We start from the raw sequence: 18,664 nt of genomic DNA, 5'->3' as shown, positions 1-18,664 counted from the left end.
GTACCCGGCGAACCTAACAAGCTGCGTGCTCGTCGAGTGCAACTGCCGCGCAGCATGTTTCATTTGTTGGGGTCGTGAGGATTGATCGACATGAGTAATGAACTGTTTACCGGGTTCGCCGAAATGGGATGGGATCACGCACCGTGGGAGAGCGAACCTGTGTTCTCCGCCAACGAGTTGCGGGTTATCCTGAATTCTGCACTGCCTGCAGCGGAGGTTGCCGAGCAGATCGGATGTGTTGAACACGACGTCCTTAGGCTCCGCCGCGCGGCATACGAAAAGCGGAGCCAGCAGCAATAGTCCATGCGCACGTACGCTATTTGCCACTCATGGCGGCGTTGGCTGATGCCGCTATTCCCATCGCGATCCGGGCCTATGGCCGAGTATGGCCGACTTCTGTGACAACGGGCACGAATAAATAGCGGTCTCGCTAGCGCATTTAACATTGGTCGCAACTGCCTGTAACACCGCGACCCTAAGGTTGGTCGAGGGTGGTAGTAGACCGAAAGCGATTGCCCCGCTGGGTCACTCCGTCCCATCCACACATCAGCCGTCGGCGCCGTAGCCGGCATGCGGTCCATGCCGTGTTGCCGTGGACCGACCAATCACCGTCGAGGAGGCCGATCAATGCCGTCATTACCCAATGTCGAGCGGCTCGAGGAACTCAGAGATGCCCAGCAGAACGCAGATACCGGACTTGCCGCCGCCAGCATGAGCGGTGTCGAGCTTGTCGCGCAGTCGACCGCTGGTATCGCGCCAAGCGCCGTAATGGTTTCCGGCGCAACTCTTGTGGCTGCGAGCGCCGGTGTAGGCACGTTGTATTCCTACGCCGTCTCCTTGTGCGTGCTGCTCCTGGTGGGCTGGTGCGTATCCCGGGCCGCGCGGCTGCGGCCGGGAGAGGACCTGCTCTCGCATATCACCGCCGCGTTCGGCAGAGCGGTCGGGTTCGTCGGATCGACCGGTCTCGCCTTCGGGTACCTGCTCATCTCTGTCGGCTGCGTCGCGCAATTCGCCCAGTACACCAAACCCCTTCTCGGAGTGGCCCCACCGACGAGTGCCGGAGCGCCCGCCACCTCGATTTCGGTCATGGTGGCCCTGGAAATCCTGTGCGTGGTCGGCGCGGCATGGATGATGATTCGCGGCGTCCGAATCTCCGCATGGACCGGCGTGGTGCTCGAGGTGCTCTCTATCGGAGCAATTCTGTTGGTGTGCACCATGGTTCTGTTTCGGCACGGGTTCAGTCTCGCGCCGCTCATGCCCACCGGAATCACGGTGCAACAGGTAGTTAGTGGCATGGTACTGGCGACCCTGGGTTTCGTCGGGTTCGAGTCGGCCGCCTGTTTGTCCGTCGAGGCCAAAGACCCGCAACGGACAATCCCGCGGGCCGTCACGGGCAGTGCGCTGCTGGCCGGCGCGCTCTACCTGTACGCGTCTTACGCGCAGATCGTCGGATTCGGCGGTGCCGACAACCTGGCTGCCGACGCAACACCTTTGAACACATTGGCCGATGGCCTTGGCGTGCATTGGCTTGCGCTGGCGATCGATCTGGGTGCGGTGGCCTCCAACTTCGCCTGTGTAACCGGCTCGCTCACGGCGGCCAGTCGGGTGCTGCGATCGATGGGTGAATCGCAGCTGGTGCACCGCAAGGTCGCCGCGACGCATCCCACTCGTAAGACCCCGCACATTGCGATCATCTTGCTCAGCGTCGCCGCGCTGATCGCCGCAATCGGCTTGGGAACCAGCGGAATCAACGAGCTCGATGTGTATTCCTACACCGGGACCCTGGGAACCTTCGGCTACATGATCGCCTACATGCTGATGGGGTTGGGCATCCCGGTTCTGGTCCGCCGCCTGGCGCCACAGACCAGCGTTACCGTCGCTGCCATAGTCGGGATGACCGTCACGTGCTGCCTCGCGTATGTCTTTTATCGCAACGTGTATCCGATTCCGACCTGGCCCGTGGACTTGATGCCGTGGATCTTCCTGGCGGTGCTGCTCGCGGCGGCCGCATGGTATGTCGCAGGACCGGCCCGCGTCGCCCGCAAGCAGACCCGCGAATCGTCGTTGGCCGCGGAGCCGGCGCCCGAGCCCGCGATGTGATGGTCAGGGCATTCGAATCACACGGAGCCGTGCTGGCCATCTAGCGCCGTGGTCGACGGCGACCGGTTACTGCAACGGCTGCCATCGCGATGCAGATGGCGGTGCCGAGGAACGCGATGCGCCGCGATGGTCGATTATCCGGACCGGCTGCGGGTGCTGTCTGTGCGGCGGCCACCCGCGCCGGGGCGGGTGCTGGTCCGCCGCCGCTCACCGCGGCCAAGGGATCGACCATCCCGTGTCCCACCTGGGCGTTCCAGCCGTCCGCGGGGTGGTGGGCGGTGTCCTCGATGCGGGCCATCACCTGCCGGGCGGACAGCTGTGGTGACCGCGAACGGATCAGTGCGACAACACCACTGATGATGGGTGCGGCGTAGCTGGTTCCGGACAGTGGTCGACCGTCGGGCCGGCTGTCGACCAATCCGTCGCCTTGTGCGCTCAGCGACACCACTGTCTCGCCGGGCGCGGCGATGTCGACCCAGGGGCCGGCCAGGCTGAACGGTGATGGCGCTCCGCTCGGGCCGACGGATCCGACCGTGAGTACGTAGTCGTCGTACCAGGCGGGGCTGACCACGCTGTGCACGGTGTCCCAGTTCGGCGTTCCCGGCCGTTTGGGATCGGATAGTGGATTCTGTTGCGCGCATTCGCCGCTGGTGTTGCCGGCCGCGGCGACGACGACAACATTGCGCACATCGACCGCATAGGCCAGGGCGGCACCCAACGACCGGTCGTCGAGCGGATCGACGGCGGGCATGCAGGCAACGGATGAGATGTTGATGACGGTGGCGCCCGCGTCGGCGGCTGAGCGAACCGCGCGGGCGAGCGTCTCGACGTCGCCGACACCGGACAGCTCATGGTCGTCGGTGAGACGAAATTTGTTGCTGGACTGGCGAATCGCCAGGATGGCGGCTTCGGGTGCTACGCCACGGAAGGCGCCGGGCGTGGTGCCCGCGGCGGTGGCGCCGATCAGACCGGCGATCGCCGTACCGTGGCCGTCGCAGTCTTGCGTACCGTCACCCGACGAGACGTAGTCACCGCCTGCGACCAGATGCGGCAGCAATCGGTGCCGCCCCACGCCGGTATCGATGACGGCCACCGTCTGACCGCTGCCGCGGGAAAGTGGCCACACCGCAGCAAGATCGAGCATATCGAGCTGGTGTGCGGGACGGTCGATCGCCGGCCTTGCCGTCGAGCACCGGTCGGACTGTTCGGTTCGACCGGGCGGCATCGGTGCTGCGGGTACGGGAAGTTGCCCATGGTCAATGGGCTGGGGAGCGATAGCGTGGGCGCACGGCGCCGCTGTCGTCATCACCACCGTCAGCGCGATCGCGACGGCCTGATGCACGCCGGTCATCCGCCGCGTACCAGATTGAAGATGTCTGCGGCCCACAGCGCACATGGCGGCACCGCGACCAGTGCTGCGCATTCGAGATACCTGAGGCGCTGGGCCGCCGGGGCGCTGACGTGCCCGATCCGCTGGATACCCACCGTGATGGCCACGACGGCACCGCCGAGCCAGGCTGCCCAGGCCGGAAACGCCATGGCAGTGACGGCCAGAGCCGCAGTGGCGCACACCATTCCCGCGATCAGGATGCTCCACCGGCGCAGCGGAAGCCGATACGACGGGGTGCGCAGCGCAACCGCTGCGGCCACCACCCAGCTGAACACCAACGCCGCGGTACTGGGCCGGTCGACGGCGGCCAGCGCCACCACGACCGCGCCGACTGCCGCGGTCGCAGCCGCACCCATCGCCACCGCCGTGAGCACCCGATGTGCCAACCCGATCCGCTGAGCGTCGCCGTCGACGACTTGCGCCGACTGCGGCGTGAGCCCCGCGACGATGACAGCGCATCGCGGGGCGGCCGACAGCACCACCAAGGCCAGCGCGGTGGCGGCAGCCGCGGTACCGGTCGGCGGAAGTGACCAGATGCTCGCCACCGCCGACGCCACGATGCTCGGCACCGAGAATGCCGCGGCCGCAATGGATATGCCGTGCGCACCGATCCGTAGCAGGACGACGGCGGCCGCGAACACCGCTGCGGACCCGAGCAGTACATTCGGAGCGGCCGGGCTACCCGGTACGGCCGAGAATCCGGCCGCGAAGGCGAGCACGACGACGGCCCCGGGCCAGTGCGCACGACCGGACCGCCACGACACCGTCAGCGCGGCCAGCGCGCTCCCACCGCTGACGGCGGCTGCCGTGGTGTGGTCGCCGTGCGTGGCGGACCAGATCAGGGTCATGGCAGCGACGGTCACCGCCCAGAGTCCGAGTGCTGGGCCGACGAGAGGACGGGTCGGATCAGGAGCGGACTGGCCGGCAGCCATCGTCTCCACGTGCTTGCGCCGTATGCCGAGTTCCGGGATGGCCCCGCGCAGCAGCTGCAGCACGTCACCGTCGTGAACGCCGTTTTGCCGCAGCGACAATGACCCGTCGATCGGACCGCCGACAGCTCGATCCAGGCACCAACTCATACCGCCCGGCGCTTGCGGCTGAGCCAGTGCCACGATGTCGGGTAGTAGCGCGTCCACGGCGGTACCCGCCGGCAAGATCAGATCAGTGATCTCGCCGGCCGTCTCGCCACCGGACCGGACTGAAAGCCGAACAGATTCGGACATCGCACCCCCCGGATCGATATGCCCGCTCTCACGCTAACCGCACTTCGGCCCCCTGCCCGACACGAAAATCGATGGAACCGAACGGTGTCCGGGCACGTCAGATAGTTCGATGGAATTCACCAGAGTCGAGCGATCTCCGGCGGCCCCACCGGCTGAGGGAGACATCGCGGTCCGTGCGGCACCACCGGTGCCGCGATTGGCGGCCGGCAACGTCGCTACCCGCGTCGCACCGGTACTGATGCTGTTGGCGATGGCCGGGATGATGGTGTTCTACTTCCGGTCGGGTTCGGCGAGCGGCCGGAATCCGATGTTCCTGCTGTTCCCGGCGATGATGGTGCTGTCCTTGGTCGGCAGCACTGTCCTCGGGTCGCGCGGTGCGCGCCGGGCGGGCGAGATCGACGCCGACCGCCGTGAATACCTGGTGTACCTCGACGCGATTGGTGAGTGCGCGGGCCGAACCGCGGCTGAGCAGCACCGCTGGCTGCATCAGAACCATCCGCCGCCGGACGCGCTGTGGACTCTCGCCGGTACTGAGCGGATGTGGCAACGGCGTTGGCGCGACGACGATTTCACCGAGATTCGCGTGGGGCTCGGCGAGCGTCCGCTCTGCACCGCGCTGGTCCCGTCGCCGGCCGCCGGTGACGGTGTGGCCGACCCGCTGACGGCCTCGGCGCTCGACCGGTTGCTACGGACCGCCGCCATCGTGCCCGAGGTACCCGTGACCGTCGTCGTGAACCGGCTTCGGCGCATCGACGTCGGCGGCGACGATCCCGGGGGAGTGGTCCGCGCCATGGTGTGTCAGCTTGCGTCGTGGCATGGACCCGATGAGCTGAGGATCGCCGCGGTCACCGGGTCGGCGGAGTGGGACTGGCTGAAATGGCTACCGCACCATTATCGCTCGGGTGCCATCGGCGGAACGCCGCTGCGTTTCGCCGATATCGGCTCGGTGACCGCGATCGCCGGATGCCACCTGGTCGTGCTCACGGATGCCGCGGCGGTGACCGGGTTCGAGGATACCGCCGGGGTTACGCTGTTGGTGGTCGGCCAACCGGGTTCGGCGTCGACGCTGCCGTCATGCTCGACCGCGGACTCCCTCACGCTCACACAAGCGCAGACGTGCGCGCGGAGGCTGGCGCGCTACAGCCCGGTCGGGAGCACGGACGTGTCACGGCGCCAACATGATTGGGCTCCCCGGTGGTCGGACCGTCCGGGGCGGTACCGCTTGCGCGTGCCGATCGGTACCGATGACACCGGCGCGCCGGTCGAACTGGACCTCAAAGAACCGGCCGAGCAGGGCATGGGTCCACACGGCTTGTGCATCGGCGCAACAGGTTCCGGAAAGTCCGAGTTCTTGCGAACTCTGACGTTGGGTCTGATCAGTGCCCACTCGCCGGACGAGCTGAACTTGATCCTGGTCGACTTCAAGGGTGGTGCAACGTTTCTCGGTTTCGAGAGAGCCAACCACGTGGCAGCCGTCATCACCAATCTGGCGCAGGAAGCACATCTGGTCGCTCGGATGCACGACGCCCTCGCCGGCGAGCTGACCCGGCGCCAAGGGCTGTTGCGGGCGGCCGGGAACTTGTCGGGCATCAGCGACTACCGGCGGGCCCGCGCGGCCGGTGCCGACCTGCCTGCGCTGCCCGCCTTGTTCATAGTGGTCGACGAATTCTCCGAACTCCTGAGCCAGCACCCGGATTTCGCGGAGCTGTTCGTCGCCATCGGGCGCCTCGGGCGATCACTGGGTATCCATCTGCTGCTGGCGAGCCAGCGACTGGACGAAGGTCGCCTACGCGGCTTGGACACGCACCTGTCGTACCGGGTCTGCCTCAAGACTTTCTCGGCAGCAGAGTCCCGGGCGGTCATCGGGGTCACCGACGCGCATGAGTTGCCGGGAACGCCGGGCGCCGGACTGTTACGGACCGCAGACGGAAACCTGGTGCGGTTTCACACCGAATTCGTGTCGGGGCCGGTCCCACCGAGCCACTGCGACCATCCGGTGCCGGGCCTGTTCGCCGTCGGGGTACCAGCGGCGTTGCCAGAGCAGCCGGCCGGCCCGACCCTCATGGACACGACCTTGGGCCGGCTGACCGGTCTCGGTGCGAAAGCTCATCGGGTCTGGTTGCCACCCCTGGCCGGTTCACCCGCATTGTCCGACTTGCTCGCGGCTGGTTTGGACAGCGGTCCACTGCGTGCTCCGATCGGGTTGGTGGACAACCCCTTCCAGCAGCGCCGCGACCAGCTGGTCGCGGACCTCAACGGGTCCGGTGGGCATGTGGCTGTCGTCGGCGGTCCGCGCTCAGGAAAATCGGTGACACTGCAGACGTTGTTGCTCGGACTCGCTGCATCAACACGGCAACTCAGCATCTACGGCCTCGATCTGGGGGACGGCGCTCTGACCGCGTTGCGTCGGTGTCCTCCGGTCGGCACCGTCGCCGGCCGGCATGAGCCGGAGTTGGTGCGGCGCATCGTGTCTCAACTGTTCGCTCTGTGCCGCCGCCGTCAGGAGTTTCGGCAGCAGCATGGGCTGCAGGTGCCGTTTCCGGACGACTATGGCGAGGTCATCCTGGCGGTCGACGGCTGGGCGGTGTTGCGCCGCGAGTTCGACGCACTCGAGGACACCATCACTGCGATGGTGGCGCAAGGACTCTCGGTCGGTGTCCACGTCGTGCTCACCGCCAATCGGTGGGCTGAGTTACGGCCCATGCTGAAAGACCACGTCGGCACCCGGATCGAGTTGCGGCTCGGTGACCCGACGGAGTCCGAGATGGATCGTCGCCGCGCCCAGTTGCTCACCACGTGCCCGCCCGGCCGCGGCCTCACCAAGGACGGCAAGGAGTTCGTGGTCGCGCTGCCGCAGCTCGACCGGGTCGCGACACTTTCCTCGGTCCCCGCGCCCATGATCGAACTGCTACCACCGCACGTGGATTACGCCGAGCTGGTCTCGACGTCCGATGCGCAACCACCGCTGCGGTACGTCATCGGTGTTTCGGAGGAGGAGCTCCAACCGTTCGCTGTGGATCTTGCCGGCGATCCGCATCTGGTGGTGTTCGGCGACGCGGGTAGCGGTAAGACGTCCGTGCTGCGGACCTTGTGCCGCGCAATCATCGGGCAGACCGATCCCCATCGGGCTCGCCTGCTGATCGTCGACTTCCGGCGGACGTTGTTGGGCGTGGTGCCGCCGCCCCATCTGTGCGGCTATGCGATGTCGACCCTCACCACCGCGGCGGAGCTCACCGAGGCGCTGTCGCTGCTCACCTCACGGCTGCCGGGATCCGGCGTCACACAACGGCAACTCCGCGACCGGTCCTGGTGGTCTGGCCCCGACATCCACGTCATCGTCGATGATTACGACCTCGTCGCGGGTGCCGCGGGAAACCCGTTGAACCCCTTGCTCGACCTGCTTCCGCACGCATCGGATGTCGGCCTTCACGTGGTGGTCGCGCGGCGCTCCGGCGGTGCCGCGCGCGCCATGTTCGACCCGCTGCTGTCGCGGATGCGGGACCTCGGCGCAGTGGGCATCGTCATGAGCACCAGTCCCGAGGAAGGGCCGCTGTTCGGCACCGCGCGGCCGATGACGCTGCCACCCGGCCGGGCCGTCGTCATGCGCCGCGGTCGGCCCGATCAGCTGGTCCAGTTCGGCTGGACCGACCCGCCATGACATCTGTGGTGGTCGGCCCGGCAACCATCCGCGGACCGGGAAGCGTTGATGCCGAGCTGGTTTCGTCCGCGCTGGAATGCATCGACGAGCAGCTGGGTCTGCTCGACGCGACCGTCCTGCCCGCCGAACGCATCTGGCGCGAGGCGATGAGCGCGGCCATCGGTGCCGCAGGCGCGGTCACCGTGGTGTGCCCGACATGGTGGTCAGCGGCGAGGGTCAACCGGGTGCGATCGGCCGCACAGTCCAGCGGATCACACGTCGTCTTCGAGTCTAGGGCCGATGCGCTGCGCGCGGCCGTCGGCGAACTCGATTGCCCGGTGGTCGGATTGGGGGAGGACCTCGTCACCATCACCCGGCCGGGAACGGCGTCGTGCGTTGTGCGAAGAACCGGCGGCGCCATCGCAGAAGCCGTCGTTGCCCGGGTCGCGGCGGATTCCCACGTGGTGATCGACGCACCGACCGGCATCGCGGGTGTCGAGCGCCTGGCAGCCGAAATCCGAGGGCTGCTGCAGGACCAGGGCACCGCGGCACAGATTCTGAGTTGCGACGACCTGTTCGACGCTGAGGTGCCGACAGTAGCCCCACCCCGATCAGCGTGGGGACGCGCAGCGATTGGCGCCGCGGCGGCCGTTGCCGTCGTCGGTGCGGTGGGAGTGGGCCTCTCCAATCGGGGCGGCTCCGCCGCGGTGGCCGTCGTGCCCACGGATCCGGATCTCACGTGGCTGGTGGAAGGCCGCGTCGCGATGCAGATCCCGGCCCGCTGGGCCGTCGAGCGGACGCTCGCAGGCGCGGGATCAGCTCGGTTGCAGATCATTTCGCCCGATGATCGCGGTCAGATGATCCACCTCACCCAATCGGTGGTACCCCGGGAGCAGACGCCGGACGTGGCGGCGCGGTCCCTGCGGGACGCCGCGGCGAAGCTGCCGGACGGCATCATCGTCGGTTTCGAGGACTCCGCTATCAGTGCCGGACGCCCGGCCATCCGGTACCGCGAGGTGCGCGGCGGGCGGACCGTCGAATGGTCGGTGCTGCTCGATGGCCCGGTCCGGATCGCCGTGGGGTGCCAGGGTACGTCCGTCCAGCCGGCCTGTGACTCCGCGATTCGTTCGGCGCACAGAACCGATTGACGCCTCGGATGACCCTGGATACACGCAGATACCACTCGTCTTTTTGGAATGCCAGTTCTGTGGCAACACGGAAGCTGTTGGTCACGACGGCACCTTGGACCCCGAGCTGTCGCAAAAGCGGACATTGTCAACCGATGATGACGGTCTCAGATCGCAAGTGCCGCAGCGGGAGACGACACGCCGACGGGAGAAAAATCTGGCCCGCAATGGAACCGAACGGCTTCGGGAAACGTCTAAACAATCAAACCCAATGGAGAGGAAATCATGACAGCTCCGGAAAGTGGCACTCTCACTACGGATTTCGACCTGATGACGGGCATCGCTGGAAAAGTCGATGTCCGCAACGAGGAGATCCGGGCCATGCTCGGCAACTTCATCGGTCAGATGACGGCCATCCCGCCGACGGTGTGGGGTGGCGTCGCGGCGACCCGATTCCAGGACGTGGTCAACCGGTGGAATGGCGAGTCGATGAAACTGCATGCCTCGCTCCAGCGCATCGCCGAGACCATCCGGTCCAATGCCGCAGTACTGAGCCAGGCTGCCGATACCCACGCCCAGCGCATCGGCGCCACCGGCCACACGATCTGACGGGACCAGGCATATGCAATCGGCGCTGTCCTACCACTTCGGCGAAATCGAATTCACCGTCCGCCAACAAATCCATGCCACGTCGGCGCGGATGAACACGTCACTGGAAGAACTTCGGCAGCTGGTCGCGCCACTGCAGCAGTCCTGGACCCGCGAGGCGGCCGAGGCGTTCCAGGCCGAGCAGGCCCGCTGGAACCAGTCGGCGGCCGCCCTCAACGAGATCCTGCACAGCCTCGGCAACGCGGTTCGCGATGGTGCAGACGACGTCGCGGCGACCGACCGTCGCGCCGCCGGCGACTGGGTTTTCTGACCCACCGAAAGCCCTGTGTGGTCCTGCCCTTGGAGGAGAGCCGGGGGCAGGACCACACAGTCGTCGTTGCGGTCAAGGACCCAACTTGTGTCCTGGAACACCCAGGTCGACTACCCTGGCGGCACGCGGGTGCGTATCCGACCTGCGAGGAGTGTGAGTGTCGTGGGAACCAGCCGCACCGAGGGGTCGCCGGCCGGCTCGACGCTGCGCGCGGTACACGAGCGGTTCGTCACCGGTGAAATCGACGTGCAGCACCTGGATCCATCGGCGGTCCGGCCCATCATCGCCGACAGCTGGCGCCGCAGCCTGGCCACCGGGGTGGACCCGGACCTCGGTGGCGCGCAGTTCGGGCCCGTCGTACCGAAGACCCTGGACCAGCTTCGCGCCGAACAACCCATCGCGGCCGCGTTGCCGGTGATCCGCAAGCTGCTGGTCGAAGATGCCAAGGACAGCGGCGTCATGGTGGCGGTGGCCGCGGCCGACGGCACCTTGCTCTGGGTGGAAGGCGACAAGGCCGCTCTGAGCAAAGGCGAGGCCATGAACTTCGTGCCGGGCGCGAACTGGAGCGAGCGCAGCGCCGGCACCAACGCCCCGGGCACCGCGCTGGCCCTGGACCGCGAACTGCAGATCCACGGCTCGGAGCATTTCGCCCGCCTGGTGCAGCCGTGGACCTGCACGGCGGTGCCGGTGCACGACCCGTTGACAGGCGAACTCATCGGCTGCGTCGACCTGACCGGCGGCAGCCAGATCGCCTCCGCGCAGACCTTGAGTCTGGTGCGCGCCACGGTGATGGCCATCGAGAATCATCTGGCTCTGCAACGGCTGCTGCAACCTGCCGCTGCTGCGGCGGCGGCACCACGTCTGACGGTGCTGGGCGGCGACCGTCCGCGCTGGGTGGCCACCGGCGACGACGGGCAACCCCACCAGCACTCGCTCAGCGGGCGGCATGCCGACATCCTGGTCCTTCTGAGCCGTCATCCCGAGGGCCTGAGCGCCGACCATCTCGCAATGTTGTTGGACGACAACGACCTTGACGCGGTGACCATCCGCGTCGAGATGTCCCGGCTGCGCCGTGTCATCGGTGCGCAGTACGTGGCGTCGCGCCCGTACCGGCTGCTCACCCCGGTAGAGAGCGACGTCGCCGCCGTCTTCGCCGCGCTGCACCGCGGCGACGTCGACACCGCACTGTCCCATTACTCGGGCGCGCTGCTGCCGCAGTCGGTATCGCCGGCCATCGCCCGGTTGCGTACCGAACTGGGGGAGAGTCTGCGCACGGCAGTGCTGTCCGCGTCCGCGGCGGGACAGGTCGGCCTCCTGCGCCGGTGGCTGGCGCTGCCCGACGGTCGCGACGACCGGCACGGCTGGCAGTTGCTGCGCAACCACCCCTCGGCCGACGCCGTGGTGCGGGCACAAGCCGTCGGACACCTGGCGGGACTCGACGCCGACCTCGGCTGATCCGGTCCGGGCTTCACCGCATCCAACGATGCAACTGTGTTGCAACCCACTTCTGCGTACCGTGAGTGACCAGCAGCACACTTGTGTTTGACCCACTGCGAGGAGTGAACCCATGACTGTTTACGCGCGTCCCGGTGCCGACGGTTCGGTGATGACCTACCCGGCCCGCTACGACAACTTCATCGGCGGCGAATGGGTGGCACCGGCTGCCGGACGCTACTTCGAGAACCGTACCCCGGTGACGGGTGAGGTGTTCATCGAGATTGCCCGCTCGGACGAATCCGACATCGAGAAGGCGCTGGACGCCGCGCACGCCGCCGCCCCCGCCTGGGGCAAGACCGCCCCGGCCGCCCGAGCCCGGGTGCTCAACCTGATCGCCGACCGCATGGAGCAGAACCTCGAGGCCATCGCGGTCGCCGAGTCCTGGGACAACGGCAAGCCGGTCCGCGAGACCCTGAACGCCGACATCCCGCTGGCCATCGACCACTTCCGCTACTTCGCGGGCGTGCTGCGGGCCCAGGAAGGCTCGATCTCCGAGATCGACGACGACACCGTTGCCTACCACTTCCACGAGCCGCTCGGCGTCGTCGGCCAGATCATCCCGTGGAACTTCCCGATCCTGATGGCCGTCTGGAAGCTGGCCCCCGCGCTGGCCGCCGGCAACGCCATCGTGCTCAAGCCCGCCGAGCAGACCCCGGCGTCCATCATGTTCCTGTTCTCGATCATCGGCGACCTGCTGCCGCCGGGTGTTGTCAACGTGGTCAACGGCTTCGGTGTCGAGGCCGGCAAGCCGCTGGCGTCGAGCAACCGCATCGCCAAGATCGCCTTCACCGGTGAGACCACCACGGGCCGGCTGATCATGCAGTACGCCAGCCAGAACCTCATCCCGGTCACCCTGGAGCTGGGCGGCAAGAGCCCCAACATCTTCTTCAGCGACATCATGGCCGCCGAGGACGACTTCCAGGACAAGGCGCTGGAAGGCTTCACGATGTTCGCGCTGAACCAGGGCGAGGTCTGCACCTGCCCGTCGCGCAGCCTGATCCAGGCCGACATCTTCGACGAGTTCCTGGCGCTGGCCGCCATCCGCACCAAGGCCGTCCGCCAGGGCGACCCGCTGGACACCGAGACCATGATCGGCGCGCAGGCCTCCAACGACCAGCTGGAGAAAATCCTGTCCTACATCGAGATCGGCAAATCCGAAGGCGCACAGCTGATCACCGGTGGCGAGCGCGCCGAGCTGGGTGGTGACCTCAACGGCGGCTACTACGTCACGCCGACCATCTTCTCCGGCAACAACGGCATGCGGATCTTCCAGGAGGAGATCTTCGGGCCGGTGCTGTCGGTGACCTCGTTCAAGGACTACGACGACGCCATCTCCATCGCCAACAACACCCTGTACGGCCTGGGTGCCGGCGTCTGGTCGCGCAACGGCAACGTTGCCTATCGGGCGGGCCGGGACATCAAGGCCGGCCGCGTGTGGACCAACTGCTACCACATGTACCCCGCGCACGCCGCGTTCGGCGGCTACAAGCAGTCCGGCATCGGCCGGGAGAACCACAAGATGATGCTGGACCACTACCAGCAGACGAAGAACCTGCTCGTCTCGTACTCGACGAAGGCCCAGGGCTTCTTCTGATGAACGCTCGCGCGAGGAAACGAAGCGCGTAGCTCCCACGAACCGCGAGCGCCCGCGTAACCCCCGAATACGCGGGCGCTCGCTTCCATTCCTCGGTCGACGCTGTCCAAAAGCGTTCGGCGGCAAATGATCAAGGCCGGCACCAGACGACTGTTGGAGCAGGCCGCTGTTCTCAACTCCCCGTCGCTGCGCTCGCCCGCAGCAACAGCCATCCCATTTTCAGGAGTCCGCAGTGTCCATCACCAACCCGCCCAGTGAGCATTCCGCTCACGGCGTCGAAGAGCACGTCGAGAGCAACGAATACCTGGCGAAGCGTCAGCTGAAGAAGGGCACGGCCGGCTGGCTGCTGCTCGCCGGCCTCGGTGTCAGCTACGTCGTGTCCGGGGACTACTCCGGCTGGAATTTCGGTCTGGCACAAGGCGGTTTCGGCGGGCTCGCCATCGCTGCCGTGATCATCGCCGGCATGTACCTGGCCCTGGTGCTGGGCATGGCCGAGCTGTCCTCGGCGCTGCCCGCCGCCGGCGGCGGTTACACCTTCGCCCGCCGGGCGCTGGGCCCCTGGGGCGGGTTCGCCACCGGCACCGCGATCCTGATCGAGTACTCGATCGCGCCGGCCGCTATCGCGACTTTCATCGGCGCCTACGTGGAATCGTTGGGACTCTTCGGGATTCACAACGGCTGGTGGGTGTATCTCGCCGCGTACGCGTTCTTCATCGGTATCCACCTGTCCGGTGTCGGTGAGGCGCTCAAGGTGATGTTCGTGATCACCGCCATCGCGCTGCTGGGCCTGGTGATCTTCGCGATCTGTGCCATCGGGCAGTTCGACGTCGCCAACCTGACCACCATCGCCGTCGACAACAGCGCGGCGGGGTCGTCCGCAATTCTGCCGCACGGCTACCTCGGCATCTGGGCCGCCATCCCGTTCGCCATCTGGTTCTTCCTCGCCATCGAAGGCGTGCCGCTGGCCGCCGAGGAAACCGCCAACCCGGAGAAGAACGTTCCGCGCGGCATCATCGCGGCGATGACGGTCCTGCTGGTCACCTGCGCCGTCGTACTGTTCCTCACCACGGGTGTCGGTGGGGCGCAACAGATGTCAGGCTCGGGCAACCCGCTCGTCGAGGCTCTCGGTTCCGGTTTCGGCGCCAAGCTGGTCAACTACATCGGTCTGGCCGGCCTCATCGCAAGCTTCTTCTCGATCATCTACGCCTACTCGCGCCAGCTGTTCGCCTTGTCCCGGGCGGGCTACCTGCCGACGCAGCTCTCGGTGACCAGCTCCCGCAAGGCGCCGACGCTGGCGCTCATCGTCCCCGGCGTCATCGGCTTCCTGTTGTCGCTGACCGGCAAGGGCGACCTGCTGCTGAACATGGCCGTCTTCGGTGCCGCGGTGAGCTACGTCCTGATGATGGTCAGCCACATCGTCCTGCGCCGTCGCGAGCCGAACATGCCGCGGCCCTACCGCACCCCGGGCGGTATCGCGACCACATCGTTCGCCCTCGTCGTCGCCGTCGTCGCGGTCATCGCCACCTTCCTGGTGAACCCGGTCGCGGCGGGCCTGTGCCTCGTGGTGTTCTGCGCCTTCATGCTCTACTTCGCGGTCTACAGCCGGCACCGTTTGGTGGCAAACTCTCCTGATGAAGAGTTCGCGATGCTCGCAGAAGCCGAGGATGAGCTGAAATGAAGTACCACCAGCGGGTTTCGGGGGTGAATTACACCTTCGACGGGCTTGTGGACTTGATGGCCAAGGCCACGCCGCTGCGCTCCGGTGACGAACTCGCCGGGTGCGCGGCCCACAACGATGCCGAGCGGGCCGCCGCGGCATGGGCGCTGGCCGAGCTTCCGCTGGATACCTTCCTCAATGACGCGGTGGTGCCGTACGAGACCGACGAGGTCACCCGCCTGATCATGGATTCCCATGACCAACAAGCGTTTTCGGAGATCTCCCATCTCACCGTGGGAGCCTTCCGGGACTGGCTGCTGGACGCGGTGGCCGGCGACGACGCCGCCACCCGGATCGCCGCCGTCGCACCCGGCATCACGCCGGAGATGGCGGCAGCGGTCTCGAAGATCATGCGGAACCAGGACCTGATCGCGGTCACCGCGGCGACCCAGGTGCACGCGGCCTTCCGCAGCACCATCGGGCTGCCGGGCACCCTGGCCACCCGGCTGCAGCCCAACCACCCGACCGACGATCCGCGCGGCATCGCCGCCGCCGTGCTCGACGGACTCCTGATGGGTTGCGGCGACGCAGTCATCGGCATCAACCCCGCCACCGATTCACCGCAGGCCACCGCCGATCTGTTGCACCTGCTGGACAACATCCGCAGCCGCTATGACATCCCGGCGCAGTCCTGCGTGCTGTCCCACATCACCACGACCATCGGCCTCATCGAGGCCGGCGCTCCGGTCGACCTGGTGTTCCAATCGGTAGCCGGCACCGAAGGCGCGAACAAGGCCTTCGGGGTCGACATGGCGCTGCTGCGCGAAGGCAATGAGGCCGGCCGGTCCCTGAACCGCGGCACGGTCGGCAACAACGTCATGTATCTGGAGACCGGGCAGGGCTCGGCGCTCAGTTCAGGTGCCCACCTCGGCACCGGCGAACGGCCCGTCGATCAGCAGACCCTGGAAGCCCGCGCCTACGGCGTCGCCCGCGCCCTGGACCCGCTGTTGGTCAACACCGTCGTGGGCTTCATCGGCCCGGAGTACCTCTACGACGGCCGGCAGATCATCCGCGCCGGCCTCGAAGACCACTTCTGCGGCAAGCTGCTCGGCCTGCCCATGGGCGTCGACGTCTGTTACACCAACCACGCCGAAGCCGACCAGAACGACATGGACACCCTGCTCACGCTGCTGGCCGCGGCGGGCTGCGCATTCGTCATCACGGTGCCGGGGGCCGACGACGTCATGCTCGGCTACCAGAGCCTGTCCTTCCACGACGTCGTGGCGGTCCGTCGCACCCTCGGTTTGAAGCCGGCTCCGGAGTTCGACGCCTGGCTCAAGAAGGTCGGGATGACCGACGACGCCGGCAAGCTCACCAAGTTCGATCTGCAGCGCTCGGCGCTGCGGGCGCTCACCGCGGCGGGATGACGATGACCGAAGATCTTGCAATACAAGAGTTTTGGGACGAGCTCCGCAAGACCACCCAGGCCCGCATCGGGCTGGGCCGCGCCGGTAATGCGCTGCCCACCCGGGAGGTGCTCGAACTGTCCGCGGCCCACGCCGCCGCCCGCGACGCCGTGCACGAGCCACTCGACGTCGACGACATGGTCGCCCGGGTGCGCCAGGTCGGCATCGGTGAACCGGCCGTGGTCCGCAGCCAGGCCGAGTCCCGCAGCGAGTACCTGCGCCGTCCCGACTTGGGCCGGCTGCCGGCCGCGCCCATGGACGTTCCCGAAACCCCGGCCGACATCGGCTTCGTCCTGGCCGACGGGCTCTCGCCCTACGCACTGGCCAAACACGGCCCGGCGCTGCTCGCCGAACTGGTGGTCGCGTTGCGTGACGACTACACGCTGGCGCCGCCGGTGATCGCCACCCAGGCGCGCGTCGCCCTCGGCGACCACATCGGCGCGGCCGCCAAGGTGCGGACGCTGCTCGTCATCATCGGGGAGCGGCCGGGCCTGTCGGTCGCCGACAGCCTCGGTATCTATCTGACGCACCTGCCCATGCCGGGACGCACCGATGCCGACCGCAACTGCATCTCCAACATCCACCCGCCTGAGGGCCTCGGTTACGTCGAGGCGGCCAAGGTCGCGGCGGGTCTGGTGTCCGGTGCCCGCGCGTTGGGCCGGTCCGGTGTCGACCTGAAGGACACCTCTCGCGACACCTCCCTGGAAGCGCCCGGCGCCGCCGAGCTCACCTGACCGCACAGGAGAACAGTGCCCCGCATCACCCGACTGGCCTTCGCTACCGCGCTGGCCGGCCTCCTCGCCATGTCCGGCTGCAGCAGCCACGACACCACCCCGGCAGCGCAGTCGCCGACCACCAAGGCGTCCTGCCGGACGCTGGCCGAGAGTTCGGCCTGGTACGGCGACAACCGGGACCGGATCGACGCCATGCTCGGCAAACTGGGCACGTGCGGCGCGGCCGGTTCGGTGAGCGCGGGTGCGCCGCTGGCGCTGTTCGACTGGGACAACACCATCGTCAAGAACGACATCGGCGACGCCACGTTCTTCTGGATGGTGCGCAATGGCAAGTTGCGGGCCCCCTTAGGAGGCTCAGCCGGTGACTGGGCCACCACCAGCCCTTATCTGACGCCACAGGCCGTCGCGGCCCTCAGCGGTGCCTGCGCCGCGGCCAAGCCGGGCCAGCCGATGCCGACCGACACCGACGCCGGGTGTGCCGACGAACTCCTGTCGGTCTACACCGATGCCAAGACGAAGGCCGGGCAGCCCGCCTTCGCCGGGTTCAACGCGCGCCGTATGGAACCGGCGTACGCGTGGGCCGCGCAGATGCAGGCCGGATGGCGCGAATCCGACGTGATCGAGTTCGCACAGAGCGCCCGCAAGGAGAACCTCGACGCCGCTGAGGGCACCGAGCAGAAGGTCGGCAGCGGCATGCAGACCGGCTGGGTGCGCTACTACCCGCAGATGCGCGACCTGGTGGAAGCCTTGCACGCCAACGGATTCGACGTGCGGATCATCTCGGCGTCGGCCGAGCCGGTGGCCCGGGTGTGGGCTGAAGAACTCGATATCCCGGCCGACCATGTGATGGGTGTGCGCACCGAACACGACGGTGATGTGCTGACGTCGCGCCTGGTGCCGTGCGGGGGCGAACCCGCCATCACCTACATCGAGGGCAAACGCTGCCGGGTCAACGAAGAGGTGTTCGGGGTGACCGGCCCCGCCGCGTTCGAACAGCTGCCGGAGCGCAAACGTGCCGCGTTCGCCGCCGGGGACTCCGACACCGACGTCACATTCCTCACCGACGCCACCGCGCTGCGGCTGGTGCTCAACCGGAACAAGACCGAGCTGATGTGCACCGCCTACGACAATGCCGGCGGAAACTGGCTGGTCAACCCGATGTTCATCGACCCCAAGAAGCAGGGCGAGCCGTACGCCTGCGCGACGAAGGGCTATATCGGGCCGACCGGCGCCAAGGCTCCGCTGCACCGGCCGGACGGCAGCGTCGTGCCCGATCAGCAGGACCGGGTGTACTAACGGCCGCGCCCTGGCATGAGCCGG

General features: G+C 67.4%; 14 protein-coding genes. 12 read left to right on the top strand and 2 right to left on the bottom strand.

Annotated elements, in window-relative coordinates:
• Positions 1-90: 90 nt before the first annotated feature.
• Together ACX12F_RS22835 and ACX12F_RS22830 are read left to right on the top strand one after the other, a co-directional pair.
• Positions 91-300: a dimerization domain-containing protein gene (locus tag ACX12F_RS22835; RefSeq protein ID WP_459366605.1), complete on the top strand. Its 210-nt coding sequence runs from the start codon at positions 91-93 to the stop codon at positions 298-300.
• 327 nt (positions 301-627) lie between these two features.
• Positions 628-2,100 carry an APC family permease gene (locus ACX12F_RS22830; RefSeq protein WP_459366604.1) on the top strand — a complete coding sequence of 491 codons (1,473 nt, stop codon included), beginning with the start codon at positions 628-630 and terminating at the stop codon, positions 2,098-2,100.
• Between the two features lie 40 nt (positions 2,101-2,140).
• Here the strand turns inward: ACX12F_RS22830 and mycP are convergent, their stop codons facing one another.
• Both mycP and eccD read right to left on the bottom strand, forming a co-directional pair.
• On the bottom strand, positions 2,141-3,451 hold the full coding sequence (gene mycP, locus ACX12F_RS22825) for a type VII secretion-associated serine protease mycosin (RefSeq protein ID WP_459366603.1): 1,311 nt from the start codon (positions 3,449-3,451) through the stop codon (positions 2,141-2,143).
• Positions 3,448-4,713 (bottom strand): type VII secretion integral membrane protein EccD, encoded by a 1,266-nt coding sequence (gene eccD / locus ACX12F_RS22820; protein WP_459366602.1) that lies wholly within the window; start codon positions 4,711-4,713, stop codon positions 3,448-3,450. Before eccD ends, mycP begins: the two co-directional genes overlap by 4 nt.
• A gap of 109 nt (positions 4,714-4,822) precedes the next feature.
• Between eccD and eccCb the strand changes: the two genes are divergently transcribed.
• The 10 genes from eccCb to ACX12F_RS22770 all read left to right on the top strand — a co-directional run bounded on the left by eccCb (position 4,823) and on the right by ACX12F_RS22770 (position 18,640).
• Positions 4,823-8,371 (top strand): type VII secretion protein EccCb, encoded by a 3,549-nt coding sequence (eccCb, locus tag ACX12F_RS22815; RefSeq protein WP_459366601.1) that lies wholly within the window; start codon positions 4,823-4,825, stop codon positions 8,369-8,371.
• Positions 8,368-9,498, top strand: coding sequence for a type VII secretion-associated protein (locus tag ACX12F_RS22810; protein ID WP_459366600.1), 1,131 nt, complete (start codon positions 8,368-8,370; stop codon positions 9,496-9,498). Before eccCb ends, ACX12F_RS22810 begins: the two co-directional genes overlap by 4 nt.
• A 264-nt stretch (positions 9,499-9,762) precedes the next feature.
• Positions 9,763-10,086 (top strand): WXG100 family type VII secretion target, encoded by a 324-nt coding sequence (locus ACX12F_RS22805; RefSeq protein WP_459366599.1) that lies wholly within the window; start codon positions 9,763-9,765, stop codon positions 10,084-10,086.
• A 13-nt stretch (positions 10,087-10,099) separates the two neighbouring features.
• Positions 10,100-10,396 carry a WXG100 family type VII secretion target gene (locus tag ACX12F_RS22800; RefSeq protein ID WP_459366598.1) on the top strand — a complete coding sequence of 99 codons (297 nt, stop codon included), beginning with the start codon at positions 10,100-10,102 and terminating at the stop codon, positions 10,394-10,396.
• Positions 10,397-10,558: 162 nt separating this feature from the next.
• Positions 10,559-11,851, top strand: coding sequence for a GAF domain-containing protein (locus ACX12F_RS22795; RefSeq protein WP_459366597.1), 1,293 nt, complete (start codon positions 10,559-10,561; stop codon positions 11,849-11,851).
• A 112-nt stretch (positions 11,852-11,963) separates the two neighbouring features.
• On the top strand, positions 11,964-13,487 hold the full coding sequence (gene adh, locus ACX12F_RS22790) for an aldehyde dehydrogenase (RefSeq protein ID WP_459366596.1): 1,524 nt from the start codon (positions 11,964-11,966) through the stop codon (positions 13,485-13,487).
• A 232-nt stretch (positions 13,488-13,719) separates the two neighbouring features.
• On the top strand, positions 13,720-15,165 hold the full coding sequence (gene eat / locus ACX12F_RS22785) for an ethanolamine permease (protein WP_459366595.1): 1,446 nt from the start codon (positions 13,720-13,722) through the stop codon (positions 15,163-15,165).
• Positions 15,162-16,571, top strand: a complete 1,410-nt coding sequence (locus tag ACX12F_RS22780) for an ethanolamine ammonia-lyase subunit EutB (protein WP_459366594.1) — start codon at positions 15,162-15,164, stop codon at positions 16,569-16,571. Before eat ends, ACX12F_RS22780 begins: the two co-directional genes overlap by 4 nt.
• Complete coding sequence (eutC, locus tag ACX12F_RS22775; protein ID WP_459366593.1) at positions 16,568-17,344, top strand: ethanolamine ammonia-lyase subunit EutC; 777 nt, start codon at positions 16,568-16,570, stop codon at positions 17,342-17,344. Before ACX12F_RS22780 ends, eutC begins: the two co-directional genes overlap by 4 nt.
• 69 nt (positions 17,345-17,413) lie before the next feature.
• Positions 17,414-18,640 carry an HAD family hydrolase gene (locus ACX12F_RS22770; RefSeq protein WP_459370465.1) on the top strand — a complete coding sequence of 409 codons (1,227 nt, stop codon included), beginning with the start codon at positions 17,414-17,416 and terminating at the stop codon, positions 18,638-18,640.
• Positions 18,641-18,664: the final 24 nt, after the last annotated feature.

The sequence above is a fragment of the Mycolicibacterium sp. HS_4_1 genome (genome assembly GCF_054515875.1).
This window is presented reverse-complemented; position numbering and strand designations above follow the sequence as displayed.